Raw genomic sequence first — 24,950 nt, forward strand, 5'->3', positions numbered from 1 at the left:
TCCGGGGGTGGGTGCTCCGGGGGCTGGGTGATTTTCGGACTGCCGACCCTGTCTGCGTATGCCTGGCCGCCGTTGGCAGTCTGAAAATCACCCGTCACGCCCCTCTCCGCACCCACCCCCTCCACCGCCCCCTCCCGCAGCGCGTCCCTCTCGCCGGGGAGGGAGGGGGAAGGTGGGTGGGGAGAGGTGGGTGGGGGTGCTGGGGGTGGGTGGGTGCGGGGTGAGGGGTGGGGTGTTGCGGGCGCGGGGGCTTTCGCCCCCGCGCCTGCTTGGGGGTCAGGCGGTGTGGGCGGCTTGGAGCCAGTTGGTGAACTCGCAGGCGAAGTGCCACTGGTGGCCGGTGGGGAGGAGGTCGGGGGCGGCTTCGGGGAACTGGACGGTGAGGCGGATGTGGAGGCCGTTCGGGGTGTCGGCGAACTCGTGCATGACGCGGAGGACCTCGGTGCCGTCGGCGAGGGTGCCGGTGCCGCCGATGCGGGTCGGGAAGGTGGTGGCGTCGGGGGTGGTGATGGGGACGTCGTCGTGGAAGTGGAGGAAGAAGCGGGTGGGGGTGGTGCCGATGGTCTCGATGATCTCGACCCGGTCGCCGGTGGAGTCGGCGAGGTAGTGCTCGGGGTTGGCGGCGAGGAGGGCGGGGCGGTCGCCGGCCTGGAGGCGGCCCTGCCACCAGGTGAGGAAGCGGGTGGCGTCGATGCCGGTGGCGGTGAGTTCGGTGACGGCGGTGCGCCAGCGGCCGGCGGAGGCGTGGGCCCAGGCGGTGAGGGCGGTGTCGGCGGCGGTGGTGTCGGGGGTGAGGAGTTCGCGCATCCGGTCGTCGCCGAGGCGCTGCTTGAGGAGGTGGAGGGCGGCGCGGGCGCGGTCGAGTTCCCAGGTGAGGACGGCTTCGCGGGACTGGGGGGTGCCGTCGAGGGTGGTGTGGACGGTGAGGGCGGTGGTGGTCACGGTGACGCTCCTCGGAGGTTATGCGGAGAAGTTTTCTCCGGTTCCTTGACGCTAGCATAGGGGGAGAGAGTTTCTCCGGTTAGGGAGTGATGGATGAGGGCCGACGCGGAGCGGAGCCGGCGCAGGATCCTGGATGCCGCGTGCGAGGTGTTCCTGGAGCGGGGGCCGGACGCGCCGCTGGACGCGGTGGTCCGGCGGGCGGGGGTCGGGCCGGCGACGTTGTACCGGCGCTTCCCCGACCGGGAGGCGCTGGTCCGGGCCCTGGTGACCGATCTGCTGGCCCGGCTCACGGAGGCCGCCGAGGAGGCGCGGGCGGCGGAACCGGATCCGTACGAGGCGCTGCGCCGGTTCGTGCACGCCGCCGCCGATCTGCGGATGGGCGCGGCGATCGTGGTGCTGCTGGAACGCCTGGTGGTGGACGAGGAGTTGGCGGCCGTTCGGCGGGGGACGGTCGTCGCGGTGGAAGGGCTGCTGGGGGCGGCCCGGGAGGCCGGGCGGGTGCGGGCGGACGTGGGGATGGGGGACCTGGTGCTGCTGTGCGTGCGGGTCTCGCGGCCGTTGCCGGGGGCGTTGGCGGCGCTGGACGCGGACGGGGGGCTGGTGCACCGGCACCTGGACGTGGTGTTGGCCGGGCTGGCGGGGACGGACGGTCCATTGGGGGTGCCGCTGGGGTTCGACGAGGTGATCGCGGCCGCCGGGCGGCCGGGCGAACCGGGGGTGGGAGAGTGACCGGCATGGACGATCAGGTGGTGCGGGAGTGGCGGGCGGCCGAATCGGCGTCGGACGTGGTGCTGCTGGACGGCTTCCATCCGCTGAAGCACGCGTTGCGGTTCGGGGGTGAGGTGCGGCGGGTGCTGACGGCGGACCGGGCCGCACTGTCGGCGCTGGCGCGGGAGTTGGCGCCGGACGTGGCGGTGGCGTTGGACGCGCTGGCGGTCGAGCTGCCGGAGGCACGGCTGCGCTCCCTGGCGCCCCGGCTGCACCCGACCGGGGTGATCGCGCTGGCGGTGCGGCCGTCGGTGGCGGCCAACCGGGCGGTGCTGGCCGAGCGGCCGCGCCGGGCGCCGGTGGTGGTGCTGGAGAACCCGCGCAACCTGGGGAACGTCGGGGCGGTGATCCGGCTGGCGGCCGGGTTCGGGGCGACCGGGGTGGTGACCACGGGAGAGCTGGACCCCTGGCACCCGACGGTGCTGCGCGGGAGCGCGGGGCTGCACTTCGCGACCGCGGTGGAGCGGGTGGCGCTGCCGGAGCTGCCCGCGGGGCCGCTGTACGTGCTGGATCCGGAGGGGACGGACATCCGGGACCTGCCGTTCCCGGACGACGCGCTGCTGGCCTTCGGCACCGAGCGGCACGGGGTGTCGGCGGAGCTCAAGGAGCGGGCCGACCGGCTGGTCGCGGTGCCGATGCAGCCGGGGGTGTCCAGCTTCAACCTGGCGACCAGCGTGGCGATGGGGCTGTTCCACTGGATGTCGGGGCGGCGCTGAGGCGCGGCACCGGGGTGGTGCCGCGCCTCGGGGCGGGTCAGGAGAAGAGCCGGCGCCAGGTGTCCGGGCCCGGGTAGCCGTCGGCCTCGGCGCCGCGCCAGCCCTGGGCGAGCTGGAAGGCCTGGACGGCCCTGCGGTCGCTCTCCGTCCAGCGCGGGCCGGGGCCGACGCCGTACGAGCCGCCGAAGCCCTTGCGGACCAGCTGTTCGCCGAGTTGGCGGACGTAGTCGTTGTTCTGGCCGGGGGCGAAGTACTGGGTGCCGGGGAAGGCGGTGGTGGGCGGCGGGGGAGGCAGCGGGGTTCCGCCGCCGCCGTCGATGTTGCGGCCCTTGCCGTTGACCAGGAAGTCCCAGGTGTCCTTGCCCGGATAGCCGTCGGCCTCGGCGCCGCGCCAGCCCTGGGCGAGCTGGAAGGCCTGGGTGGCCTTGCGGTCGGCTTCGCCCCAGCGCGGGCCGGGGCCCTCGGTGTAGAAGCGGGCGCCGCCGCGCTGGACCAGCAGCTGGCCGAGCCTGGTGACGTACGCGTTGTTCTGGCCGGGGCCGAAGTACTGGGCGCCGGGGAAGGCGTTCGCGGAGGGCCCGCCGCCGTCGTTGCTGGGGCCGGACAGGCCGGTGTAGCGGTAGGGGACGTAGCCGCCGGAGTTGTTCCAGTACGCGTACGGGGTGGAGCGCTTCTTGGTGCCGGGGGAGGTCTGCTCGTAGGCGACGTACTTGGTGCGGGAGGAGTCCGTCCAGCCGCCGAAGATGGTCACGTGCGAACCGGCCTGGGGGTTGGTCGGGTTGTTGTAGATCAGCACGTCGCCGGGCTGGAGGTCGTCCCGGCCGATCCGGTCGGCGAAGTTGGGCAGGGTCCAGGTGGTCTGGCTGCTGCCCAGGCCCCAGGCCATCGAGACGAAGCCGGAACAGTCCTGGCGGTAGCCGTCCGACCAGTAGCGGCCCATGCTGTACGGCACTCCCTGGTCGACCCAGCCCTGGGCGCGCTGGATGATCTGGGCCCGGGTGACGGGCTGGGCGGCGAGGCGCGGGGCGGCGAAGGAGCGGGCGCCCGGGGCCTGGCCGAAGAGGCCGCTGACCTCGCCCTGCGGGGTCTGCGGGGGCTGGGCGGTGCTGCTGCCGCCCGGGGTGGGGGTGGGCGCGGGCGCGGCGGTGGCGGAGCCGGCGGCGGCCGTGCCGCCGCCTATCGCGGTGCCCACGGCGGCCATCAGCACGGCGGCCCGGCGGCGGACGGAGCGGGCCGCGGCGTGTCCGCCCTCGTGGACCGGGGCGGCGTGCAGCCGGGCGCGGCGGCGGGCGTTGCAGCCCCCGCATATGCAGTCCTCCTCCGGTTCGACCTCGTCGAACTCCATCAGCGGGGACAGGGGGTCGGTAAGGGTCATGCTCCGCCTCTTTCCTGCGGTTTTTCCTGGTCGGCGCCTGACGGCGGGACAGGAGTTGCCTTCCCGGACGCTCCGCGTGTTATCGGGACCAAAGTCCCAAAGCGGGCGGGGTGCGGCGCGGCGGATTGAGCCGGACGGGTGAGGACCCGCTCCCAGGGCCGCCGGACGTGGCGGCGGATCGGCCGAGCGGGTAGGGCGGGTGCGGACGCTGAGGGCCGGTCAGCGTGGATTGGCGGGCGAGTACTCGGGATCGGTCCAGGTCAGCGGGGTGGCGTCGGCGAGCTGACGGACGCCGGTGACGGTCAGTTCGACCATCCGCTCGGCGCCGGGGGCGGACTGCCGGGCCTGCTCGGACCAGTCGGTGCGGGCCTCGCCGGTGACCAGCAGCGCCCCGCCGGTCTCCCAGTCGGGCAGCAGCAGTCCGGCCCTCGGGTCCAGCTCCAGGTTCCCGAGCGTCATGAACATCGCGTTGCCCCGGTACTCGGGCCAGCGCAGCCGGTCCGGCGCGACCGCCTCCAGGAAGCCGGGGAAGCCGCCGCGGTGCGAGGCGTCCACCCGGCCGTCCGGGCCGACGGTGGCGATGAAGAAGGTGTCGGCGGTGGCCGCGGTCAGTTGCTGGGCCAGGGTGAGCACCGGTCCGGCGCCGACGGAGCGGGGCTCGGCGGCGCCCGGGCGGTCCAGCGGGGTGCGGCGCTGGATGTACTTCGGGCAGTTGGACACCACCTCCTCGGCGTGCACCGTCAGCCCGCCCCGGCCGTCCGGGGTCGAGCGGCCGTTGAGCCGCATCCGGCGGCGGCCGGCCGGGTCCAGGGCGATGGTGCCGACCGGGGCGGGGCGGGCCAGGGCCTCGGCCAGCGGGTCCGCCGCGGCGGGGTGGGCGGCGACCGTCATGGTCCGCTCGTCCGCCCGGAGGAAGCCGGCCGGGCCGGACAGCTGGGTGGCCCAGAGCCGCCCGTCCCGGTCGGCGGCGCCGATCACCAGCATCCGCCGCTCGGTCAGGAAGCGGGCGGCGACCGCCGGGACGGTGTCGCGGATCGACCGGCCGGCGTGGTCGGCCCGGTCGGTCGCGCCGGCGTGGGCCTGGGCGGTCCGTTCGCCGGGGTGGTAGGGCGTGCCGGTGCTGGTCATGGGGTGCGTCCTAGAAGAAGCCGCAGGTGGGGGCATCGGCGTGGGGGGCCGTGGCGGTCCCGTCCAGGCCGGTGCGGGTGTAGACCTCCAGCCGGATGCCGTCCGGGTCGCTGAAGAAGACGCCGCCGGAGGCGGAGCCCTCGTGGTGCGGGACGACGCCGTCGTGGGCGAACTCGGCGCCCAGGTCGCGCAGCCGGTGCTCGGTGGCGCGGACCTCGTCGAGGTCCTCCACCTCGAAGGAGAGGTGGTGCAGGCCGGGCGTGGCGGTGGCGAAGGTGCCCCGGCTCTGCTGCCAGAGGGTGACCACCAGACGGCCGTCGCGGCCGAGCAGGGCGTAGCGGCGCTCGGGGTCGGTGCCCTGGTGGGTGACCTGGAGGCCGAACACGGCGCGGTAGAAGTCGATCGAGCGGTCGAGGTCGGTGACGTTCAGACCCACGTGGCCGGTCTGCAGGGTGCGGGGCGGGGTGCTGCTGGACATGGCTGGTCGCTCCCGGGGTCGGGTCGGCCAGGCTGCTGCCTAACCGGTACTGGCGAGATTATTGGTTAGGTGATGGAGCGTCAACCGGTATTGGTCTGTGAAGGGGTCAGGTCGCGGGCGTGCGAGAGCCCCGCCGGCACGGGGGCCGACGGGGCTCGGGTGGGGCTTGAGGGGGGCTCGGGTGGAGGCTAGGCCCACTCCCAGCGGATGCCGATGTGGCCCGGTTGCTGGTCCGGGGCCAGGACGTGGGCGCTCGCCGAGGCGCCGATCCACAGCTGCTCGCGGCGGTGGTCGACGTCGGCGCCCGGCTCGCGGTCGTAGCGCTCGCAGTGCACCGGGACGGCCGCCGGGTCGAAGTGCACCTGGAGCACGTACTCGCGCACCGTGGTGGCGAAGCGGCGGCTGTACTCCATGGTCGGGCCGCCCGGCGGGATCTCCACCTCGTACTCGAAGACCGTGCTGTCGCCGAGCCCGAGCGGGCGGTCCAGCATCAGCTCGCCGACGGTCAGCCCGGCCTCCGGGCGGCGGCGGACCCGGCCCAGCCGGCCGTGCCGCACCGAGGTGATCTCCGGGCAGCCGGTGGCCTCCTCGTCGGCCTTGTGAACGACCAGGCAGCGGCCGACGCCGCCGACCGTGGCGCGCACCACCTGGCGCATCCGGAGCAGGTTGCCGCGCCGCTCGGCGTCCACGTAGTAGGAGTCGTGGATGCTGAGCCGCTCCAGCTCGCCGGCCGGCGGGGCGTCCAGTTCGGCGAAGATCGCGGCGATCTCCTGCTCGCCCGGCCAGACGTCCTCCAGCCCGAGGTGGAGGGTGTTGGCGGCGGCGGCCCAGCGGCCGCGCGGGCGGGGCGGGCCGAGCAGCGAGGAGAGCGCGCTGTGCGGCAGGCCGAGCAGTTCCTCCAGCAGGTGGACGGCGCGCAGTGAGCTGGCCCGCTCGGGCTGGCTGCGGCCGCGGCGCCAGTAACTCAGCGTCGTGACACTGACTCTGACGCCCCGTTGGGCCAGGGCGGCCCGGATCCGGTCCAGGCTGAGGCCGCTGGCCTCGATCGCCAGGTGCAGGGCGTCCGCGAAGCCGCCGGCCGACGCGGGGCGTCCGGCGGACGGCGCGGGGGCCGGCGGGGTGCCCTGGGCGGGCGGGGGTGCCGGGACGGGTGGATCGGGGCGCTCCGTACGCGATCCGACCAGCCGCAGCCGCGCGGCGTCCTGAGGCTGCTGTGCGGCCATGCGGTGACCCTCCCCACCAGGTGAGTTCGGTGGCACCGGGCCGATGCCGGGGTGCGCCGCCAGCGGCTTCACCGAGCTTTGGGGAACCCTATGCACGGTCGAGAGGCTACGTCATCCGTCGCGGGTATGACAGTGGTCACGGCAGGTGGAGCGGATGGTTATCGATCTTGAAACAGTGCGGAAACACGACCGGAACCCGGCCCGGGGGAGGGCGGGGAAACGGGCGGAAACGGACACCGCCGGGGCGGGCCGTCTCGGCGCCGCCCCGGCGGGGGTCGGGTGGTGCTACCGGCCGGTGATCAGCCGACGTTCAGGGCGACGTCGTCGATCACGAAGCTGGTCTGGCCGTTGCCGTCCTCGGTGCCGGTGAAGGTGAGGTTCACGGTCTGGCCGGCGTAGCCGGACAGGTCCACGGTGCGCTGGACGTAGCCGTCGGCGGCGTCCGCGTTGGACCAGGTGCCCACGGTGGTGGAGCCGGCCTGGAGGGTCAGGGTGTCGGTCGGGGTGGGGTCGGTCTTGGCGGTGTCGACGTGCAGCCAGAAGGTCAGCACCGCGGACTTGCAGCCGGCCGGCACGGTGACCGTCTGGGACAGGGTGTCGGTGTGGGCGGAGCCGTAACCGTCCAGCCAGGCCTTCCAGTTGCCCGAGTGGGCCGGCTCGCCGGTGCCGTTGTCCAGCACGCTGCCGGAGGCCGTCCACGGGGCCGGGGTGCCGGTCTCGAAGCCGCCGTTGCCGATCAGCTGGGCGGCGGTGCAGCCGCCGGTGGGCGGCGGGGTGGTGCTGCCGCCGCCGAGCAGGGCGGTGGTCAGGGCGTCGGCGACCGGGCTGCCCCAGCCGGTGACCTGGTCGTAGCCCTGGCCGGCCGAGTAGTCCTGGTTGGCGCCGGTGGTCACGTCGTGGAAAGTGCTGCCGTACTGGCCGCTGTTGGCGACCGCGTACAGCTTGGGGTTGGCCTCGCCCAGGACGGGCTGGCCGGCGGTCTTGGCCTTCTGGTTGAACTGGGCGGCGTAGCCGGCCCACAGCGGGGCGGCCGCGCTGGTGCCGCCGTAGACGTTCCAGCCGCCGCCGGTGTAGATCGCGAAGCCGCTCTTCGGGTCGGCGTTGGAGGAGACGTCCGGGACGGTGCGCATGGTGCCGGCGACGCCGGTGCCGGTCTGCCAGCTCGGCTTGGCGAACACGGTGGAGACGCCGCCACCGGCGGTGCTCCAGGCGCTCTCCGAGGAGTAGCCGTTGGAGCCGGTGACCTGGAGGTTGGTGCCGCCGACGCCGGTCTGGTGCGGGCTGGAGGCCGGGAAGTCGACGGAGGTGACGCTCGCGCCGCTGGCGGAGCGGGTGCAGTCCTTCGAGCCGTCGTCGCCGGAGGCGGAGAAGACCGAGATGCCCTGGGCGGCGGCCTGCTTGAAGGCGTTGTCGACGGCGGTCATCGAGGAGGCGGTGGTGTCCGGCTCGCAGGTGCCCCAGGAGATCGAGATGACCGAGACCTTGTTGTCGGCCACGATCTTGTTGGCCATGTCGATCTCGCCCTGGTCGCTGTTGGGCGCCTCGTAGAGCAGCTGGCTGGCCTTGGGGGCCGCGCCGCGGACGATCTCGCTGTCCAGCTCGACCTCGCCCTCGCCCTGGCCGGGCGCGGAGTCGTAGTTCGCGCCGTCCACGGAGACGGTGGAGACGGCCGGGCCGGTCAGGCCGTACTGGCCGTCGTAGGTGGTCAGGTCCGAGGACTTGTAGCCGTCGAACTCCCAGAGGGCGACCGTGGTGCCGGTGCCGTCGGCGCCGGTCTTGTCCAGGTTGTAGGCGCCGCGGTACTGGGCCGGGGCCATGCCGCTCGGGGTCGAGGTGGCGGCGTTCGGGGTCACCGACTGCGGGGCGATCCGGCCCTTGCGCACCGCGTGGTCGTCCAGGCCGCTCACGCCCTGGACCACGGAGGCCAGTTCGGCCGGGATCGAGGCGGCGGCGTCGTTGGCGAAGAAGGTGCGCTGCTGCCCGGGGTCGAGGTAGGCGCTCTCGTGGGTGCCGAAGGCCTGCGAGATCTGCGCGGCGGTGCCGCGGGCGTTGACCACCTGGCGGTTGACGCTGGTGTCGCTGACGGTCAGGCCCTGGGCGGTCAGGTAGTCCCGGACCTGGTCGACGGCCTGCTGGGTGGGCGCGAACCGGGCGCTGAACTGCTCCGGCGTCAGGTACCGGCCGTACTCCGGTGCGCCGGGCGTGGTGACCGCGCCGAGGAAGTGGTCCAGCTCGTCGGAGTTGCGCAGCTTGAGGCTGACGGCGACCGATATCTGCTGCTCGGCCGGGACGTCGCCCTTCTTCTCGGAGTGGGCGACCGCGGGGTTCACGGTGTTCGGCAGGGCGACTCGCGGGGCGACGTGGGGGGTGGCTGCCTGCGCGGTCGAGACGCCGAGGGAGACGGCGGTGAGCGGCAGGACGGCTATCGCCGCGGCGAGGGCGAGGGAACGGGGACGCAACGGATCCTCCTCCGTCCGGCTGTGGGGAGCCGGCAAGGGGCAAGGCGCTCCGAGGGGTTCGAGAACGCTGGCTAGAACATGTCAGAGCGGATCGGCGCGGTGGATCATGGTCTAGCAATTCGTTGCTAAAAAACAGTCAACTGTGGAGGGCCGGAAAACCGGGGATTCCATACAGTGAATGGACGGAATTGCGCCGCCGGTCCATACCAATCGGCGCCGCCGCGACGGCCGTAGAATCGGAGCGGGCCGAGGGGAGTGCGATGACTGACGTGCAGCCGGATCCGAGGGACCGCCGACCGCTGATCGGCGAACCGCTGGCGATCGACCTGCTCAACACCCGCTGGGCCGGAACGCCCGTCAACGACGCGCTCACCGACGTGGAGCAGTACGGGATCTGGCTCTCCAGCAACGGACTGAGCGGGCGCTGCACGGCCGACGAGGCCGGGCTGACGGCCATCCGGCGGACCCGCGAGACGATCGAGCTGGCGGCCCGGGACGCCCGGGAGCAGGGCGAGTTGGGCCCGGACGCGCGGGCCGGACTGGACGGGCTGCTGGCGCACGGACGGATCCGGCGGACGGCCGGGCCGGGCGGGGCGGAGGACCGGGTCGAGGCGGACCGGCCGGAGTGGCTGGCGCCCTGGCTGGTGGCGGACGGCTTCCTCACGCTGCTCGGGCAGGGCCCGCACCGGGTGAAACAGTGCGCACACGAGGCGTGCATTCTGCATTTCTTCGACGCCTCGCAGAACGGGCGCCGGCGGTGGTGCCGGATGGCGGTCTGCGGGAACCGGGCGAAGGCGGCCCGGCACTACGTGAAGGCGCGGGGCTGAGCGGTGCGGTGCTGAGCGGCCCGGCCGACCGGGGGCCGGCGGGCGCGCGGGCGTCGGCCCGCGCGCCCGTGCGGTCGGTCAGTCCTCGGCGGGGGCGCCAAGCCAGCTGGTGAGGGCCTCGCGGAGCTCGCCCTCGCCGGGGTCGACGGCGGCCCAGGCGACGTAGCCGTCCGGGCGGATCAGCAGGACGGTGTCGGCCAGCTTGCCGTGCGGGTCGGCGGGGGCGGCGGTGACCAGGCGGTCCGCCCAGGGCCCGACGGCGGTCAGCTCGTCATTGCTGACCAGGACGAACGTCCCGGCGCGGAGCGCCTCGTAGAGCCGCTCGGGGCCGGTCGGCGCACCCTCGGCGGGCTTGCTGAGGGCGGTCAGCCGGAGGTCCGGGACGCGCTTGCCGACCTGCGGGTGGGCGCCCTTGGGGGCCGGGTAGGCGATCTCGATGCCGGAGACCGTCCGGGCGCCGCGCTCGGTGAGCAGGTCGAGGTGGCCGCCGATCGCGGTGAGCGCCCCGCGCAGGGCGCGGGTGGGGGCGGACTCGGCGAGGGCGAGCCGGATCAGCGCGCCGGAGGTGCGCAGCACCGCCTTGCCGACCGGGTGCCGCTCGGTCTGGTAGGTGTCCAGCAGCGCGTCGGTGGCCCGGCCGCGCAGGGCGGCGGCGAGCTTCCAGGAGAGGTTGGCCGCGTCCTGGAGGCCGGTGTTCATGCCCTGGCCGCCGGCCGGGGAGTGGCAGTGGGCGGCGTCGCCGGCCAGGAAGACCCGGCCGGAGCGGTAGTTGGGGGCCTGCCGCTCGTCGCTGTGGAAGGTGGAGCTCCACCGCACGTCGTGCAGCCCGAAGTCCTCGCCCTGGGTGGCCTGGACGATCGCGGAGAGCTGCTCGGGGGTGGGGGTGGAGCCGTCCGGGTGCTGCTCGTTGCGGTCCCAGGCGATGACCCGGTACCAGCCGTCGCCGAACGGGGCGATGAAGGAGAAGCCGGTCTTGTTGGCACCCACGGCGATCGCGTCGGCGGGCTCCCGCTCCAGCCGGACGTCGGCCAGGACCACGGAGTCCACCACGGACTCGCCGGGGAAGGGGATGCCGAGCAGCTCGCGGACGGCCGAGCGGACGCCGTCGGTGCCGACCGCGTAGCGGGCCCGGTGGCTGTGCCCGTCGCGGGTCTCCAGGGTGACGCCCTCGCCGTCCTGGCGCAGGCCGGTGACCTCGGCGCCGCGCAGGACGGTGACGCCGGCCCGCTCGGCGCGCTCCTGGAGCACCCGTTCGACGTTGTACTGCGGGGTGATCAGGACGAACGGGAAGCGGCTGGGCAGCGAGCTGAGGTCGATGCCGACCTTGTTCAGCATCCGCAGCCCGCTGAGCGGGCGGCCGGTGGCGATCAGTTCGTCGGCGAGGCCCCGGGCGTCCAGCAGTTCCAGGGTGCGGGCGTGCACGGCGAAGGCCCGGGTGAGGTTGGACTCGGCGGAGCGCTTCTCCAGGACGGTGACGCCGACCCCGGCGGCGGCGAGATCGCCGGCCAGCAGCAGTCCGGTCGGTCCGGCACCGACGATGATGACGTCGGTCTCGGTCGTCGGCTTCACAGCCATGTATCAGCTCCCGTTGTTCGGAGGGCGGTTGGACGCCGTTCCCGGCGCTCTCCCAGCCTCCATCATCGCGGGTGCCTGCGGAGCCGTGAACCGCCGGTCCCCCGGTGGCGGCTGCCGACCGGGGGACGCGGGTTCGTCCGGGGGTGCCGCGGCTCAGCCGTGGCGGCGGATCTCGACCGTGCGGAACCGGTTGGCGACGAAGGCGCCGTCGCAGTAGGCCGCGTTGGCGGCCGGGTTGGCGCCGGTGCCGTGCAGGTCGGAGAAGGCGGCGGTCTGGTTGGGGTAGACGCCGCCGGTGAGGTTGAGCGAGAGCGAGACGCCGGAGTCCAGCGCGGCCTCCACCAGCAGGGCCTCCACCTCGGGCGAGGTGGTGTAGCCGGAGGCCGTCATGGCGCCCTTCTCGCGGACCGTGGTGCGCAGCAACTCCACGGCCGCCGCGGTGGATTCGACGGCGACCGCGAAGGAGACCGGGCCGAAGCACTCGGTGCGGAAGACCGCGCGGTCGTCCGGCTTGTCGGCGTCCAGCTTGACCAGGGCCGGGGTGCGGAGGGTCGCGCCCGGGAAGTCCGGCGAGACCACCGCGCGCGGGGCGAGGGCGAGTTCGCCGTACTCGCCGCCGGCCGCGGCGGCCGAGCGCTGCAGCACGCCCGGGTTGACCACGGCGCCGAGGACGGCGGCGGCGCGGGCGTCGTCGGAGAGCAGGCCCTCGATGGCGGCGGCGAGGTCGGAGACCACCTGGTCGAAGGACTTGTCGCCCTGGTCGGTGCCGATGCCGCCGCGCGGGATCAGGACGTTCTGCGGGGTGGTGCACATCTGGCCGCTGTAGAGGGAGAGCGCGAAGGCCAGGTTGCCCAGCATGCCCTTGTAGTCGTCGGTGGAGTCGATCACGACCGCGTTCACGCCGGCCTTCTCGGTGTACACCTGGGCCTGCTTGGCGTGCTCCTCCAGCCAGTCGCCGAAGGCGGTGGAGCCGGTGTAGTCGATCATCTTGATCTCGGGCCGCACGGCGAGGGTCGCGGCGACCGTGCCGCCCTCGTGCTCGGCGGCCAGACAGACCAGGTTGGGGTCGAAGCCGGCCTCGGCGAGCACCTCGCGGGCGATGGCGACGGTCAGCGCCAGCGGCAGCACGGCCCGCGGGTGCGGCTTGACCAGCACCGGGTTGCCGGTGGCCAGCGAGGCGAACAGGCCGGGGTAGCCGTTCCAGGTGGGGAAGGTGTTGCAGCCGATCAGCAGCGCGAGGCCGCGCGGGACGACGGTGAACTGCTTGGTCATCACCAGCGGGTCGCGCTTGCCCTGCGGCTTGGTCCAGCCGGCCTGCTCGGGCAGCCGGGTCTGCTCGGCGTAGGCGTAGGCGACCGCCTCCAGGCCGCGGTCCTGGGCGTGCGGGCCGCCGGCCTGGAAGGCCATGCCGTAGGCCTGGCCGGTGGTGTGCATGACGGCCTGGGCGAACTCGTGCGAGCGGGCGTTGATCCGGTGCAGGATCTCCAGGCAGACGGCGGCGCGCGTCAGCGGAGAGGCGGCGGCCCACCCGGGCCGGGCGGCGGTCAGCGCGGCGATCAGCGCGTCCGGGCCGGCGTGCGGGTAGCCGATGCCCAGCTCGATGCCGTACGGGGAGGCCTCGCCGCCGACCTGGTCGCCGTCGGTGGGGTGGCCGTCGAGGGCGAAGGGCCGGCCGAGCAGGGCGTCGAAGGCGGCCTTGCCGTCCGCCGGGCCGCTCTCGCCGTAGGCCTTCGGGAACTCGGGGTAGGCGGACCAGTAGTCGCGCTTCGCGGCGGCGGCGAGCGCGGCGTCCAGGGTGGCCTGGTGGCGCTCGACCAGCTCGCCGACGAGGGGGTGGGTGACCGCTGCGGACATCTGTGCGCTCCTCAGGAGGGAGGACGGGACACGTCACAGGGTAACCGAACGATCGGTCGGCTCAAGAGGGTGCAGGGAACGGATTTCCGGCGGGAACGCGCCGGGGGCGCGTCCTGGTCGGACGCGCCCCCGGTGGTTCGTGCGGAGTGCGGTTACGGAACGCCGAGCTCGAAGATCACGTACCCGGCGTACCAGCCCGAGGCGATCGCGCCGCTGCCCAGCACGGTCGCCAGCACCGGCCAGCTGAGCTTGCGCATCCCCACCGCGAGCGCGATGAACAGCGGGAACGCCGGCAGCAGGTAGCGCGAGACGTTGCCGAAGATGCCCAGGCTGCCGAGCACCGAGACGATGGTGGCCAGCGTGTAGGCGGTCAGCACCAGCGGCGGGCGCAGCCGGATCAGCAGCACGATCAGCACCGGCAGGCTGAACACGATCAGGGTGGCCAGCAGGTCCGGCACCGGGAAGGCGAACGGGTAGTCGCTGCGGCCCAGCAGCACGCCGCGGATCGCCTGCCAGGTGCCCTGGCCCCCGTCGAAGTAGTGCAGCCAGGCGTCGTGCTGGATCCGGAAGTAGCCGCCCCACTCGCCGGTCCGCCAGCCCACCCAGGCCACGTAGCCGAGCAGGCCGACCGGGGCCAGCACCATCGCGGTCAGCGGGCGCAGCACCCCGCTCTCCCGCCGGAACAGCTCCACCAGCGCGGCCAGGCCGACGGCGCCTATCAGCGCCGCCGCGGTCGGCCGGTTGAGCCCGGCGACCAGGGTGATCGCCCCGGCCGTGACCCACTGCTTGGTCATCGTGAAGTAGCAGGCCCAGGCGGCCAGCGCGACGAACAGCGAGTCCGAGTAGACCGCCCACTCGGCGCCCGAGCCCGGGGCGATCGCCCAGATCCCGGCCGCGATCACGCCCGCCTTGGCGCTGCCGGACAGCTTCTCCACCACGGCGAAGATCCCGGCGGCGGCGAACAGCGAGGCCACCACCGAGACCAGCATCCCGGCGCCGTAGGTGCCGAGGCCGGTGAGGTCCGAGGTCAGCCGGATCAGGCCGGGGTAGAGCGGGAAGAAGGCGGCCGAGTTCTGCTCGATGGTGAAGCCGGGCTGGCCGCCGGGGATCGGGACCAGCGCCGGGTGGTAGCCGAACTGGGCGACCTGCTGGTACCACCAGCCGTCCCAGCTGGCCAGCACGTCCCAGGGGTTGGCGCCGCCGCCGAACCGGGCCGGCTTCTTGGCGTAGTCGCCGCCGAAGGAGAGCAGCTTCATGAAGACGGTGAAGCCGATCAGCTTGAGCACCGCGTAGCACCACACGGCCGGTCCGTAGCGGAGCACCAGGGCCTGGGCACGGTCCTGCCAGCGGCTGGGGACGTCCTCCGGCTCCTCGCTGTGCTGTTCGGGCACGTCGGAGGAGACTGCCGGTATTGCGTTCATCAGCTGTGGACCCCAGCCTGCTGGACGTGGACGATCGTCCGCCGAGTCTAGGGCCTGGGCTTTGCCACAGGCATGGACCCGACCGGACCCGATCGCGTACGGCGCGGGGCGGCCGGGGATACTCGGAGGATGGCCGATCACACCACGCGCACCGCCTACACCGTCGAGTCACTGCTCGCCGTGACCGTCGACGTGTTCAACGAGCGCGGATACGACGGCACCTCGATGGAGGACCTGTCCCGGGCGGCCGGGATCTCCAAGTCCTCGATCTACCACCACGTCCGCGGCAAGGAGGAGTTGCTGCGGCTGGCCGTCGGGCGGGCGCTGGACGGGCTGTTCGGGATCCTGGCCGAGCCGGCGGCGGTGGCCGGTCCGGCGGTGGAGCGGCTGGAGCACGTGGTGCGGCGGACCGCGGAGGTGCTGCTGGCGGAGCTGCCGTACGTGACGCTGCTGCTGCGGGTGCGCGGCAACACGGCCACCGAGCTGTGGGCGCTGGAGCGGCGGCGGGACTTCGACCACCAGGTGGCGGAGCTGGTGCGGGCGGCCGTCGCGGACGGCGCACTGCGCGGGGACGTGGAACCGCGGCTGGCGACCCGGCTGCTGTTCGGGATGATCAACTCGATCGTGGAGTGGTACCGGCCGGGAGTGAAGGGCGCGGACGGGGTCGCGGACGCGGTGGTGCACCTGGCCTTCGACGGGCTGCGGGCGCGCTGATCGGCTGACCCGGGGGCGCCGTCAGTCCGGGGGGACCTGGTCGGTCTCTTCGAACACCAGCATGGTTCGTGTGCCGAGTACCTGCGGGATGGACTGGATGCGGTTGAGCACGAGCTCCCGCAGGGCGTGGTTGTCGGCGGTGTGCACCAGCAGCAGGACGTCGAAGTCCCCGCCGACCAGGGCGATGTGGGCGACCCCGGGCAGCTCCAGCAGCTGCTCGCGCACGGTCCGCCAGGAGTTCTGCACGATCTTCAGGGTGATGTACGCGGACGCGCCCTGACCTGCCCGTTCGTGGTCCACCCGGGCCGTGAAACCGCGGATGACGCCGTCCTCGACCATCCTGGAGATCCGGGCGTAGGCGTTGGCCCGGGACACGTGCACCCGCTCGGCCACCGAGCGGATCGAGGCGCGACCGTCCTGCTGCAGCAGCCGCAGGATCGACCGGTCGACCCGGTCGAGTCTGGACATCTGTTCAGCCGACATGACCCCCCACCCTCGCCGATTGGACACACTGCCACCAGTCGACCGCCGCTCGGGCCGAATGTCCACCACCTTGTCACGCTTCTGGTCAAGATGAACAGACGACCGAACAATCGGTAGGGAGCCCCCGCCACCCCTGGAGGTGCCCCGAGATGACCGTTCTCGACCACAGACACCACACCGGAGTGCCCGGCTGGATGCCCGGGGCCACCGCCCCGCGCACCGATCCGGCCCCGCTCCTCCCGGACGCCTCCCCCGTCCGGGTGCTCGGCACCCCGGCGCTGGAGAAGTACGATCCGGCGCTGCTGCGCGAGCTCTACCGGCGACTCGTCGTCGGCCGCCGCTACAACCAGCAGGCGACCACCCTGACCAAGCAGGGCCGTCTCGCCGTCTACCCGGCCTCCACCGGGCAGGAGGCCTGCCAGGTCGCCGCCGCGCTGGTGCTCGGCGAGCAGGACTGGCTGTTCCCCAGCTACCGGGACACCCTCGCCGTGGTCTCCCGCGGCGTCGACCCGCTGGAGGCGCTCACCCTGCTGCGCGGCAACGCCCACACCGGGTACGACCCCCGCGCCAGCCGGACCGCCCCGCTCTGCACCCCGCTCGCCACCCAGGCCCCGCACGCCGTCGGACTGGCGCACGCCGCCCGGCTGCGCGGCGAGCCGGTGGTCGCGCTGGCCGTGCTCGGCGACGGCGGCACCAGCGAGGGCGACTTCCACGAGGCGCTGAACTTCGCCGCCGTGCTGCGGGCGCCGGTCGTCTTCCTGGTGCAGAACAACGGCTACGCGATCTCCGTCCCGCTCAGCGCCCAGTCCGCCGCGCCCAGCCTGGCCCACAAGGCGGTCGGCTACGGCATACCGGGCCGGCTGGTGGACGGCAACGACGCGCCCGCCGTGCACTCGGTGCTCGCCGAGGCCGTCGCGCGCGCCCGGGCCGGCGAGGGCCCGACCCTGGTCGAGGCGCTGACCTACCGGATCGAGGCCCACACCAACGCCGACGACGCCACCCGCTACCGCACCGAACCCGAGGTGGAGGCCTGGCGGGAGCACGACCCGATCCTGCTGATGGACCGCGCACTGCGCGGACTCGGCATCCTGGACGACGGGCTGGTGCAGGACGCGGCGGACGAGGCGGAGGCGCTGGCGGCCCGGATGCGGGCCGAGTTCCACGCCGACCCGGAGCTCGACCCGATGGCGCTGTTCGCCCACGTCTACGCCGAGCCGACCCCGCAACTGCGGGAGCAGGCAGCCCAGTTGTCCGCCGAGCTGGCCGCCGAGGCCGAGGTGCAGCACTGATGTCGACCGCTACCCCGGTACGTACTTCGAGCATGGCGCAGGCGCTCAACTCGGCGCTGCGGGACGCCCTGCGGGAGGACCCGACCGTCCACGTGCTCGGTGAGGACGTCGGCGCGCTCGGCGGCGTCTTCCGGATCACCGACGGTCTCACCGCCGAGTTCGGCCCCGACCGCTGCCTGGACACCCCGCTGGCCGAGGCCGGCATCCTCGGCACCGCGATCGGCATGGCGATGTACGGGCTGCGCCCGGTGGTCGAGATGCAGTTCGACGCCTTCGCCTACCCGGCGCTGGAACAGCTCTTCTCGCACGTCGCCAAGATGCGCAACCGCACGGCGGGCCGGCTGCCGCTGCCGATCACCGTGCGCATCCCGTACGGCGGCGGCATCGGCGGGGTCGAGCACCACAGCGACGCCTCCGAGGCGTACTACGCGAGCACCCCCGGCCTGCACGTGGTCACCCCCGGGACGGTCGCCGACGCCTACGGACTGCTGCGCGCCTCGATCGCCTCCGACGACCCGGTGGTCTTCCTGGAGCCCAAGCGGCTCTACTGGGGCAAGGCCGAGTTCGACCCGACCGCGCCGGTCGAGCCGATCGGTCGGGCCGCGCTGCGGCGGACCGGGACCTCCGCCGTCCTGATCACCTACGGGCCCTCGCTGCCGGTCTGCCTGGAGGCGGCCGAGGCGGCGAAGGCCGAGGGATGGGACCTCGCGGTGCTGGACCTGCGCACCCTGGTGCCCTTCGACGACGAGACGGTCACCCGGGTGGTGCGCTCGATCGGGCGGGCCGTGGTGGTGCACGAGGCGACCGGCTTCGGCGGCACCGGCGCGGAGATCGCCGCCCGGGTCACCGAGCGCTGCTTCCACCACCTGGCCGCGCCGGTGCTGCGGGTCACCGGGTTCGACATCCCGTACCCGCCGCCGATGCTGGAGCACCACCACCTGCCCGGGGTGGACCGGATCCTGGACGCGGTCGCCCGGCTGCAGTGGGAGGACTGAGGATGATGCCCGTCGTACGGGAGTTCCGGCTGCCCGACCTCGGTGAGGGACTCACCGGGGCGGAGGTGGTGCGCTGGCTGGTCGAGGTCGGCGAGGTGATCGCGGTCGACCAGCCGGTGGTGGAGGTGGAGACGGCGAAGGCCGTGGTGGAGGTGCCCTGTCCGTACGGCGGGGTGGTCACCGCGCGGTACGGGGCGGAGGGGGAGGAGATCGCGGTCGGCGCGCCGTTGGTGACGGTCGCGGTGGCCTCGGGGGGCGGTGCGGAGGCCGCCGGTGACGCGCCGGCCGGGCTGTCCGGGCTGTCCGCCGAGGTGGAGCGGCCGTTGGTCGGGTACGGGGTCGTCGAGTCCAAGGGCGGGCGGCGGCGCCGGGTCGGGGCGGCGGGCGTGGGGGCCGCACCGGTGGCTCCCGTGGTTGTTGCGGCTCCGGTGACCGCCGTTCCGATGGCTGCTGCCGTTCCGGTCGTGGTGCCGGTGATCTCGCCGCTGGTGCGGCGGCTGGCCCGGGAACAGGGGGTCGACCTGGCCGGGCTGGTCGGCAGCGGGCCGGACGGGCTGATCATGCGGGCGGACGTGGAGCGGGCGGTCGCGGCCAAGGTGGCCGCCCCGGCGGTCGCGGCCGCCGTGGTTGCCGCCGCCGCTCCGGCGGTCGAGGGCGTCCCGCTGCGCGGACTGCGCAAGGCGGTGGCCGAGAAGCTCAGCCGCAGCCACCGGGAGATTCCCGCCGCGACCTGCTGGGTGGACGTGGATGCCACCGAACTGATGCTGCTGCGGCGGCAGTTGAACGCGACTCCCGGTCCGAAGGTGAGTGTGCTGGCACTGCTCGCCCGGATCTGCACGGTCGCGCTGGCGCGCTTCCCCGAGCTCAACTCCAGTGTCACCGAGGACGGTTCGGGCATCGTCCGGCACCCGGCGGTGCACCTGGGCTTCGCCGCCCAGGGCCAACGCGGACTGGTCGTCCCGGTGGTCCGGGATGCGCAGGCCCGCAGCACCGAGCAACTCGGCGAGGAGCTGGGCCGGTTGACCGAGTCCGCGCGCAGCGGCTCGCTCACTCCGGCCGAACTGACCGGCGGCACCTTCACGTTGAACAACTACGGGGTGTTCGGCGTGGACGGCTCCACCCCGATCCTCAACCACCCCGAGGCGGCGATGCTCGGGGTCGGCCGGATCGTGGCCAAACCATGGGTGCGCGGCGGGGAGTTGGCGGTTCGCGAGGTGACGCAGCTGTCGTTCACCTTCGACCACCGGGTCTGCGACGGCGGGACGGCCGGCGGCTTCCTGCGGTTCGTGGCGGACTGCGTCGAGCAGCCGGGGATGCTGCTGCGGCAGCTCTGAGCGGGCCGGAACGCGGCCGCTGTGAGCAGGGCGGGGTCGCCCTGGGTGTGCTGCTCGGCACTCAGGGCGACACCGATCGAGTGAGAGTAGCGCGTTCCCGGGCCGGGCGTCCGGGCTTCGCGTGATTTGTCGGATGAGTATTCCGGGCGTGCCACGCTGCCTAGGCGTCAGCAGAGACAAGCCAGGTGGTGGCGCAGGCCGGCCGGAGGCGAAACGATTCTCTTGGGTACTCGAAACGTAGCGGTGAAGTCCCGCAGAACACTTCTGATCCGCACCGGGCACGGCTCGGCGGGGGCGGCCGCCGTCCCGGGGCTGCCGGAGGTGCCGGTGGCGGAGGCCCCGGTGGCGGGCGTGCCCGTTCTGGAGCCCGCTCCCGTTCTGGAGTCGGCTCCCGTTCTGGAACCGGTGCGGCCGGTGATCCCGGAGCCGCCCGCCCACCCGCCGGCCGTTCCCGCGCCCAGCCATCCGGAGACGCCCTCGACCACCGGCACCGCCCCGGCCTTCCGGCCCCTGTTCACCGACGCCCCCAGCCTCAACTGGTCCGGCCCCGGCGACAGTTGGACCGAAGCTTGGGCCGCCCAGCAGGCCCCGGCCGGTGGGCGGCTCCCGTCCCCTCCGCAGCCGCCGGCCGCACCGCCCGCCGTCGGCTCGGGCGGAGCCGTCGACGAACTCCCGCTCACCGCACGGGACATCGAGCTGATCCGGGTCAGCCTCGCGGTCGTCGAGCCGGTCGCGGACCGGGCCACCGCGCACTTCTACGCCCTGCTCTTCCTCCAGCACCCCGAGGTCCGCTCGCTCTTCCCGGCCGCCATGGACGTCCAGCGCGACCGGCTGTTCCGCGCCCTGCTGTCCGCCGCCCGCGGTGCCGAGGACCCGGCCGCGCTGCGCACCCGGCTGAGCGCGCTCGGCCGCGGCCACCGCCGCTACGGCACCCTGACCGGCCACTACGCCCCGGTGGGGGAGTGCCTGGTGCAGGCGCTGGCCCGCTACGCGGGCGGCCGGTGGGACGCCGACACCGAACTGGCCTGGCGCCGCGCCTACCGGCTGATCTCCACCCTGATGATCGAGGCCGCCGAGGAGGCCGCCCGCACCTCTCCGCCGTGGTGGCAGGGCGAGGTGGTGCGGCACGAGCGCCGTACCCGGGACGTCGCGGTGCTCACCGTCCGCCCGGACCAGGCCTACCCGTTCCGGGCCGGCCAGTACTGCAGCCTGGAGACCCCCTGGTGGCCGCGGGTCTGGCGGCACTACTCCTTCGCCTCCGCGCCCCGCCCGGACGGGCTGCTGACCTTCCACGTCAAGGCCGTCCAGGCGGGCTGGGTGAGCAACGCGCTGGTGCACCGGGCCGCCCCCGGGGACGTGCTGCGGCTGGGGGCGGCGGACGGGGCGATGACCGTCGACCACACCGCCGGTGCCGACCTGCTCTGCCTCGGCGGCGGCACCGGCATCGCGCCGATCCGCGCGCTGGTCGAGGAGGCGGCCGAGTACGGCGCCGTCGGCGGCCGCAGCGTCGAGGTGTTCTACGGGGCCCGCGGCGCGGCCGAGTTGTACGAGCTGGACGCGCTGCGCGACCTGGCCGGACGGCTGCCCTGGCTGACCGTACGGCCGGTGCTGTCCGGCACCGGCCCGGCCGAGGGCGCGCTGACCGGTGAACTCCCCGAGGTGGTGGGCCGGTTCGGGCCGTGGCCGGGGCGGGAGGCGGTGCTCAGCGGTCCGCCCGCGATGGTCCGGCGCGGGGTCGCTGCGCTGCTCGCGGCGGGCCTGCCGGCCGAGCGGATCCGGCACGACCTGGTCGGCGAACTCGCCGCCGGCTGAGGACACTTGATCGGAGCGGGCCGGGGGCAACGGTCCGCGCCGGGGGATCAGCCCAGATCGGGAGCGAGGAGTGCGCGGATGCCCTCGATGTTGGCCGCCAGGTACGCCCGCAGCCGGGGCGGGACGACGTTCACCGAGGTCACGCCCTCGCGGGTGAACGGCAGTCGGACCACCTGGTACTCGCCGTTGGGGTCGGTCACCTCCGGCCCGTGCCGCCGGCTGAGGTCCATCGAGGCCAGCCGGCAGACGAAGAAGTGCTGCACCTTGACCCCGTGCGGGTGCAGCAGGGTGCCGTCGTCGTGGAGGGTGTGGCTGATGGTGTCGACGAAGGCGGGCACCACGTCCACCACCTTGCCGCCCAACTCCTCGTCCACCTCGCGGTGCAGCGCCTCGACCACCGTGCGGTCGTCCCGCTCGACCCCGCCGCCCGGGGTGATCCAGTACGGGTGCGGAGCGCCGGGCCGGACCCGCCGGATCAGCACGATCGAGGCCGGGCCGTACGGGTCGTCCGGATCCAGCTCCAGCAGGATCGCCCGCGCGGTCCGTTTGACCACCGGGCGCAGCGGCGGGGTTCGGTTGTCGGGGCCCATGGCGACCTCCGGGGCTGGAACGTTGTGCGGGAGTCTCCCGCGCCGGGCGGGAGCCGAAACGCCGACCCGGGCGGGTGCATCCGTTCGGGGTCCCGCCGTGCTCCCGTGGTCGGCCGTCGGGCGGATCGGCCCGTCCCCGGCGTCCGGAGGACCACCGTTCGGCTTCTGAATCCGCCCGTTCGTCCCCGCACGCCCCGTGCCGGAAGCGGTCCGGGGACCGGTGTGCTCCTCGTTCACCATTTGAAAAAGCACACCTTGTCCACTACCTCCCCAAACGTGGACGATGGGGATCGAACGTGGACCGCTTGCATAAAACCGTCGAAAACATGTCCGGCCGCCGGCGGAACCCTCAATCCCCACCCCGAGGCCGGGCAGAAAAGAGGTACTGGCGCCATGCAGCACAGCACAGTCCAGGGGCACCTGGTGATGAACCTCGTGGTCTCGCCCGAGTTGTCCTTCAGCATCGTGGCGGACCTGGCGTACGAGCCCGGCGATCCGTACGCGGTCCGCTTCACCTTCCACCTGCCCGGTGACGCCCCGGTCACCTGGGTCTTCGCGCGCGAACTGCTGCTGGACGGCCTGAGCGGCCCGTCCGGCGAGGGCGACGTGCACATCCACCCGGTGGGCGGGGAGCTCTCGGAGGTCTGCATCGCACTCCACTCCCCCAACGGGGACGCGGTGCTGCGCTCCTCGGTGTCGCCGCTGCTCGCCTTCCTGGCGCGCACCGACCGGCTGGTGCCGATGGGGCAGGAGGTCACCGGCCGGGAGCTCGACGCCCACCTCGCGGACATCCTCCGGGGCTGCGACGCGGGGTGAGCGCCCCGGGCGCCGGGGCAGCGGCGACGAAGGGGCCCGTACCCGGTGGACCACCCGGGCACGGGCCCCTTTCGCGGCCGGTCACGACGCCGGTCAGTCGTCGTCCAGGGCCAGGTGCAGACCCCAGGACACCAGGCTGACGATCAGTGAACCGACCAGCGCGGAACCGAAGTTGACCACGTGGAAGTCCAACGACAGCCGGGTGGACGCCCAAGAGGTGAGCAACAGCATCAGGGCGTTGATCACAAAGGTGATCAGGCCCAGGGTGAGGATGAACAGCGGGAACGAGAACAGCTTCACGACCGGCTTGATCAGCCAGTTGATCAGGCCGAAGACGACGGCCACGCCGAGCACCGTCAGGGCCTTGTGCTGCCAGTCGGCCTTGCCCTCGGCGAGTTGGATGCCGCTGACGATCCAGGCGGCGACCCAGATGGCCGCCGCGTTGATCAGTGTTTTGATGACGAAACCCTTCATGCCGCCCAAGCCTGACAGGCGCCACGGCCCGGGGGAAGCTCCCACCGGACGAGTTGGTGTTGAATGCCCCTGGTCCCGGAGGTGGACGGGACGCATCCCGACCGGCGGGGCAGGAGGAGCGCGAGCAGCGCGCGGAGGAGGACGACAGCGGTGAAGATGTTCCGGCTGGACGAACTGGACGCCGAGCGGGCGGCCAACGACGGCGCCTACCTGCGCTTCCTGCGCGAACCGCGGATGTCCGCCGGGCTGTACGCGCTCTCCCCCGGTGACACCGACACCCAGACCGCGCACGACCAGGACGAGATCTACCAGGTGATCAGCGGTCGCGCCGAGCTGACCGTCGGCGCCGAGACCGCGACCGTCGGGCGCGGCAGCGTGGTGTACGTCCCGGCCGGCACCCCGCACCGGTTCCACCACATCACCGAGGAACTGCGGGTGCTGGTGGTGTTCTCCCCGCCGGAGGACTGAACCCCGGAGAGCGGGGCCTCGGAGGGCCGGATGACGGAGGACCGGACGCGGGCGGACTGAACCCGGGCGGGCCGGACGACGGAGGACCGGACGCGGGTGCCGGGGCCGGTCGGGCTAGGGTCGTTCGCATGACCCGTAGCCTCAGCCTCACCGACGAGCTCTGGGCGTCGATCGAGCCGATCTACGCCGAGATCCTCGCCCACCCCTTCATCGGCGGCCTCACCGACGGCACCCTGCCGCGCGAGGCCTTCCGCCACTTCGTCGTCCAGGACTCGCACTACCTGCGCGACTACGCCCGCGCACTCGCCGTCTGCGCCGCCAAGGCGCCCGGCGAGGCGGACGTCCGGGCCTTCGCGGACGACGCGGTCGGCGCGCTCGCCGCCGAACAGGGCATGCACGCCGAGTTCCTGACCGCCTTCGGCGGCACCGCCGCGGAGGCCGCCGCCGAGCCGGTGCTGCCGACCACCCGGGCCTACACCAGCTACCTGCTGGCCACCGTCTACGGCGGGTCCTTCGCCGAGGCGCTCGGCGCGGTGCTGCCCTGCTACTGGATCTACGCCCGGGTCGGCGAGGCCCTGCTCGCCCAGGGCTCCCCCGACCCGCTGTACGCCAAGTGGATCGGCACCTACGGAGACGAGGCCTTCCAGTCCGTGGTCCGCCGGGTGCTGGCGCTCACCGACCGGATCGGCGAGGAGCTCTCGGCGGCCGAACGGCGAAGGGTGGTCGAGCACTTCGGGACCACCTCGCGCTACGAGTGGATGTTCTGGGACGCCGCCTGGCGCGGGGAGCGCTGGCCGGTCTGACCGGTTCACCCGCCGTTTCTCGGGGGTCCCCCCGGGGGTGCGGATAGGGGTGATCTAGGGGTTCTCTCCGGGCCGCAGGCCCTCGTTCCGGCGTCTGCGCCCCCGTACGATCGAAGTGTCGAAGCAAGCGGGATGCGGCCACCGGACGGCAGCCGACCCGAGGGGAGAAGGAGAACCGACATGGCTGAGCTCTGGAAGTCGCTGCCCTCCTGGGTGCGCAACATCGTCATCCCGGTGCTGGTCCTGGTGCTGGCCTGGAACATCATCGCCTTCGTCTTCGGCGTCGTCGGCGCCCTGCTGAGCATCGTGATCAAGCTGCTGGTGGTCGTCGGCATCGCCGCCGCCGTGGTGATCCTGGTGAAGAAGGCCGCCAAGAGCTGACCCCGCTCCGCGCGCCGCACGTCGG

At 73.4% G+C, this 24,950-nt stretch carries 24 protein-coding genes; 12 read left to right on the forward strand and 12 right to left on the reverse strand.

Annotated features, from left to right (window positions below; all coding sequences use genetic code 11):
• Positions 1-276: 276 nt before the first annotated feature.
• On the reverse strand, positions 277-942 hold the full coding sequence (locus tag ACIP4P_RS31950; protein WP_400924449.1) for a hypothetical protein: 666 nt from the start codon (positions 940-942) through the stop codon (positions 277-279).
• A 93-nt stretch (positions 943-1,035) separates the two neighbouring features.
• Between ACIP4P_RS31950 and ACIP4P_RS31955 the strand changes: the two genes are divergently transcribed.
• Entirely contained in the window at positions 1,036-1,671 is a 636-nt protein-coding gene (locus tag ACIP4P_RS31955) for a TetR/AcrR family transcriptional regulator (protein WP_400924451.1), read from the forward strand.
• A gap of 5 nt (positions 1,672-1,676) precedes the next feature.
• A complete protein-coding gene (locus ACIP4P_RS31960; protein ID WP_400924453.1) occupies positions 1,677-2,426 on the forward strand; it encodes a TrmH family RNA methyltransferase in 750 nt (249 codons plus the stop codon).
• Between the two features lie 37 nt (positions 2,427-2,463).
• Here the strand turns inward: ACIP4P_RS31960 and ACIP4P_RS31965 are convergent, their stop codons facing one another.
• The 5 genes from ACIP4P_RS31965 to ACIP4P_RS31985 all read right to left on the reverse strand — a co-directional run bounded on the left by ACIP4P_RS31965 (position 2,464) and on the right by ACIP4P_RS31985 (position 9,089).
• Entirely contained in the window at positions 2,464-3,801 is a 1,338-nt protein-coding gene (locus ACIP4P_RS31965; RefSeq protein ID WP_400924455.1) for a peptidoglycan-binding protein, read from the reverse strand.
• 219 nt (positions 3,802-4,020) lie between these two features.
• Positions 4,021-4,929, reverse strand: a complete 909-nt coding sequence (locus tag ACIP4P_RS31970; RefSeq protein WP_350518044.1) for a pyridoxamine 5'-phosphate oxidase family protein — start codon at positions 4,927-4,929, stop codon at positions 4,021-4,023.
• A gap of 10 nt (positions 4,930-4,939) precedes the next feature.
• Positions 4,940-5,407 (reverse strand): VOC family protein, encoded by a 468-nt coding sequence (locus ACIP4P_RS31975; protein WP_350518045.1) that lies wholly within the window; start codon positions 5,405-5,407, stop codon positions 4,940-4,942.
• A 188-nt stretch (positions 5,408-5,595) separates the two neighbouring features.
• Complete coding sequence (locus tag ACIP4P_RS31980) at positions 5,596-6,630, reverse strand: XRE family transcriptional regulator (RefSeq protein ID WP_400924458.1); 1,035 nt, start codon at positions 6,628-6,630, stop codon at positions 5,596-5,598.
• Between the two features lie 299 nt (positions 6,631-6,929).
• Positions 6,930-9,089: a protease pro-enzyme activation domain-containing protein gene (locus ACIP4P_RS31985; RefSeq protein WP_400924460.1), complete on the reverse strand. Its 2,160-nt coding sequence runs from the start codon at positions 9,087-9,089 to the stop codon at positions 6,930-6,932.
• A 260-nt stretch (positions 9,090-9,349) separates the two neighbouring features.
• On the opposite strand from ACIP4P_RS31985, the gene ACIP4P_RS31990 reads away from it, so the two are divergent.
• A complete protein-coding gene (locus tag ACIP4P_RS31990; protein ID WP_400924462.1) occupies positions 9,350-9,916 on the forward strand; it encodes a CGNR zinc finger domain-containing protein in 567 nt (188 codons plus the stop codon).
• Positions 9,917-9,994: 78 nt separating this feature from the next.
• On the opposite strand, the gene ACIP4P_RS31995 is transcribed toward ACIP4P_RS31990, so the two are convergent.
• The 3 genes from ACIP4P_RS31995 to ACIP4P_RS32005 form a co-directional block, all read right to left on the reverse strand.
• The gene (locus tag ACIP4P_RS31995) at positions 9,995-11,491 is read right to left on the reverse strand and encodes an FAD-dependent monooxygenase (RefSeq protein WP_400924464.1); all 1,497 of its coding nucleotides are present in this window, start codon (positions 11,489-11,491) and stop codon (positions 9,995-9,997) included.
• Between the two features lie 153 nt (positions 11,492-11,644).
• Positions 11,645-13,345: a phenylacetic acid degradation protein PaaN gene (paaN, locus tag ACIP4P_RS32000; RefSeq protein WP_350518050.1), complete on the reverse strand. Its 1,701-nt coding sequence runs from the start codon at positions 13,343-13,345 to the stop codon at positions 11,645-11,647.
• Between the two features lie 152 nt (positions 13,346-13,497).
• Positions 13,498-14,766, reverse strand: coding sequence for a hypothetical protein (locus tag ACIP4P_RS32005; protein WP_350518051.1), 1,269 nt, complete (start codon positions 14,764-14,766; stop codon positions 13,498-13,500).
• A gap of 129 nt (positions 14,767-14,895) precedes the next feature.
• Here ACIP4P_RS32005 and ACIP4P_RS32010 point away from each other — a divergent pair, with 129 nt between their 5' ends.
• Complete coding sequence (locus ACIP4P_RS32010) at positions 14,896-15,480, forward strand: TetR/AcrR family transcriptional regulator (protein ID WP_400924467.1); 585 nt, start codon at positions 14,896-14,898, stop codon at positions 15,478-15,480.
• A gap of 21 nt (positions 15,481-15,501) precedes the next feature.
• Here ACIP4P_RS32010 and ACIP4P_RS32015 read toward each other — a convergent pair whose 3' ends face one another.
• The gene (locus ACIP4P_RS32015; protein ID WP_078859968.1) at positions 15,502-15,948 is read right to left on the reverse strand and encodes an Lrp/AsnC family transcriptional regulator; all 447 of its coding nucleotides are present in this window, start codon (positions 15,946-15,948) and stop codon (positions 15,502-15,504) included.
• A gap of 164 nt (positions 15,949-16,112) precedes the next feature.
• Between ACIP4P_RS32015 and pdhA the strand changes: the two genes are divergently transcribed.
• From pdhA to ACIP4P_RS32035, 4 genes are all read left to right on the forward strand, one after another.
• Positions 16,113-17,252 (forward strand): pyruvate dehydrogenase (acetyl-transferring) E1 component subunit alpha, encoded by a 1,140-nt coding sequence (gene pdhA / locus ACIP4P_RS32020; protein WP_400924469.1) that lies wholly within the window; start codon positions 16,113-16,115, stop codon positions 17,250-17,252.
• On the forward strand, positions 17,252-18,247 hold the full coding sequence (locus ACIP4P_RS32025; protein ID WP_350518053.1) for an alpha-ketoacid dehydrogenase subunit beta: 996 nt from the start codon (positions 17,252-17,254) through the stop codon (positions 18,245-18,247). The genes pdhA and ACIP4P_RS32025 overlap by 1 nt, the downstream gene beginning before the upstream one ends.
• A 5-nt stretch (positions 18,248-18,252) precedes the next feature.
• The gene (locus tag ACIP4P_RS32030; RefSeq protein WP_400924698.1) at positions 18,253-19,581 is read left to right on the forward strand and encodes a dihydrolipoamide acetyltransferase family protein; all 1,329 of its coding nucleotides are present in this window, start codon (positions 18,253-18,255) and stop codon (positions 19,579-19,581) included.
• A gap of 243 nt (positions 19,582-19,824) precedes the next feature.
• The gene (locus tag ACIP4P_RS32035) at positions 19,825-21,393 is read left to right on the forward strand and encodes a globin domain-containing protein (protein ID WP_400924472.1); all 1,569 of its coding nucleotides are present in this window, start codon (positions 19,825-19,827) and stop codon (positions 21,391-21,393) included.
• Between the two features lie 47 nt (positions 21,394-21,440).
• Here ACIP4P_RS32035 and ACIP4P_RS32040 read toward each other — a convergent pair whose 3' ends face one another.
• The gene (locus ACIP4P_RS32040; protein ID WP_350518055.1) at positions 21,441-21,983 is read right to left on the reverse strand and encodes an NUDIX domain-containing protein; all 543 of its coding nucleotides are present in this window, start codon (positions 21,981-21,983) and stop codon (positions 21,441-21,443) included.
• 393 nt (positions 21,984-22,376) lie between these two features.
• Here ACIP4P_RS32040 and ACIP4P_RS32045 point away from each other — a divergent pair, with 393 nt between their 5' ends.
• Positions 22,377-22,799 (forward strand): SsgA family sporulation/cell division regulator, encoded by a 423-nt coding sequence (locus tag ACIP4P_RS32045; RefSeq protein WP_350518056.1) that lies wholly within the window; start codon positions 22,377-22,379, stop codon positions 22,797-22,799.
• 93 nt (positions 22,800-22,892) lie between these two features.
• On the opposite strand, the gene ACIP4P_RS32050 is transcribed toward ACIP4P_RS32045, so the two are convergent.
• Complete coding sequence (locus ACIP4P_RS32050; RefSeq protein WP_350518057.1) at positions 22,893-23,273, reverse strand: phage holin family protein; 381 nt, start codon at positions 23,271-23,273, stop codon at positions 22,893-22,895.
• Positions 23,274-23,423: 150 nt separating this feature from the next.
• Here ACIP4P_RS32050 and ACIP4P_RS32055 point away from each other — a divergent pair, with 150 nt between their 5' ends.
• The 3 genes from ACIP4P_RS32055 to ACIP4P_RS32065 all read left to right on the forward strand — a co-directional run bounded on the left by ACIP4P_RS32055 (position 23,424) and on the right by ACIP4P_RS32065 (position 24,925).
• The gene (locus tag ACIP4P_RS32055; protein ID WP_030278199.1) at positions 23,424-23,741 is read left to right on the forward strand and encodes a cupin domain-containing protein; all 318 of its coding nucleotides are present in this window, start codon (positions 23,424-23,426) and stop codon (positions 23,739-23,741) included.
• A gap of 128 nt (positions 23,742-23,869) precedes the next feature.
• Entirely contained in the window at positions 23,870-24,544 is a 675-nt protein-coding gene (tenA, locus tag ACIP4P_RS32060) for a thiaminase II (protein ID WP_400924475.1), read from the forward strand.
• A 180-nt stretch (positions 24,545-24,724) separates the two neighbouring features.
• A complete protein-coding gene (locus ACIP4P_RS32065; protein WP_188305823.1) occupies positions 24,725-24,925 on the forward strand; it encodes a DUF5326 family protein in 201 nt (66 codons plus the stop codon).
• The last annotated feature ends 25 nt before the right edge of the window (positions 24,926-24,950 follow it).

This window comes from Kitasatospora sp. NPDC089509, assembly GCF_044749365.1.
Lineage (GTDB): Bacteria > Actinomycetota > Actinomycetes > Streptomycetales > Streptomycetaceae > Kitasatospora.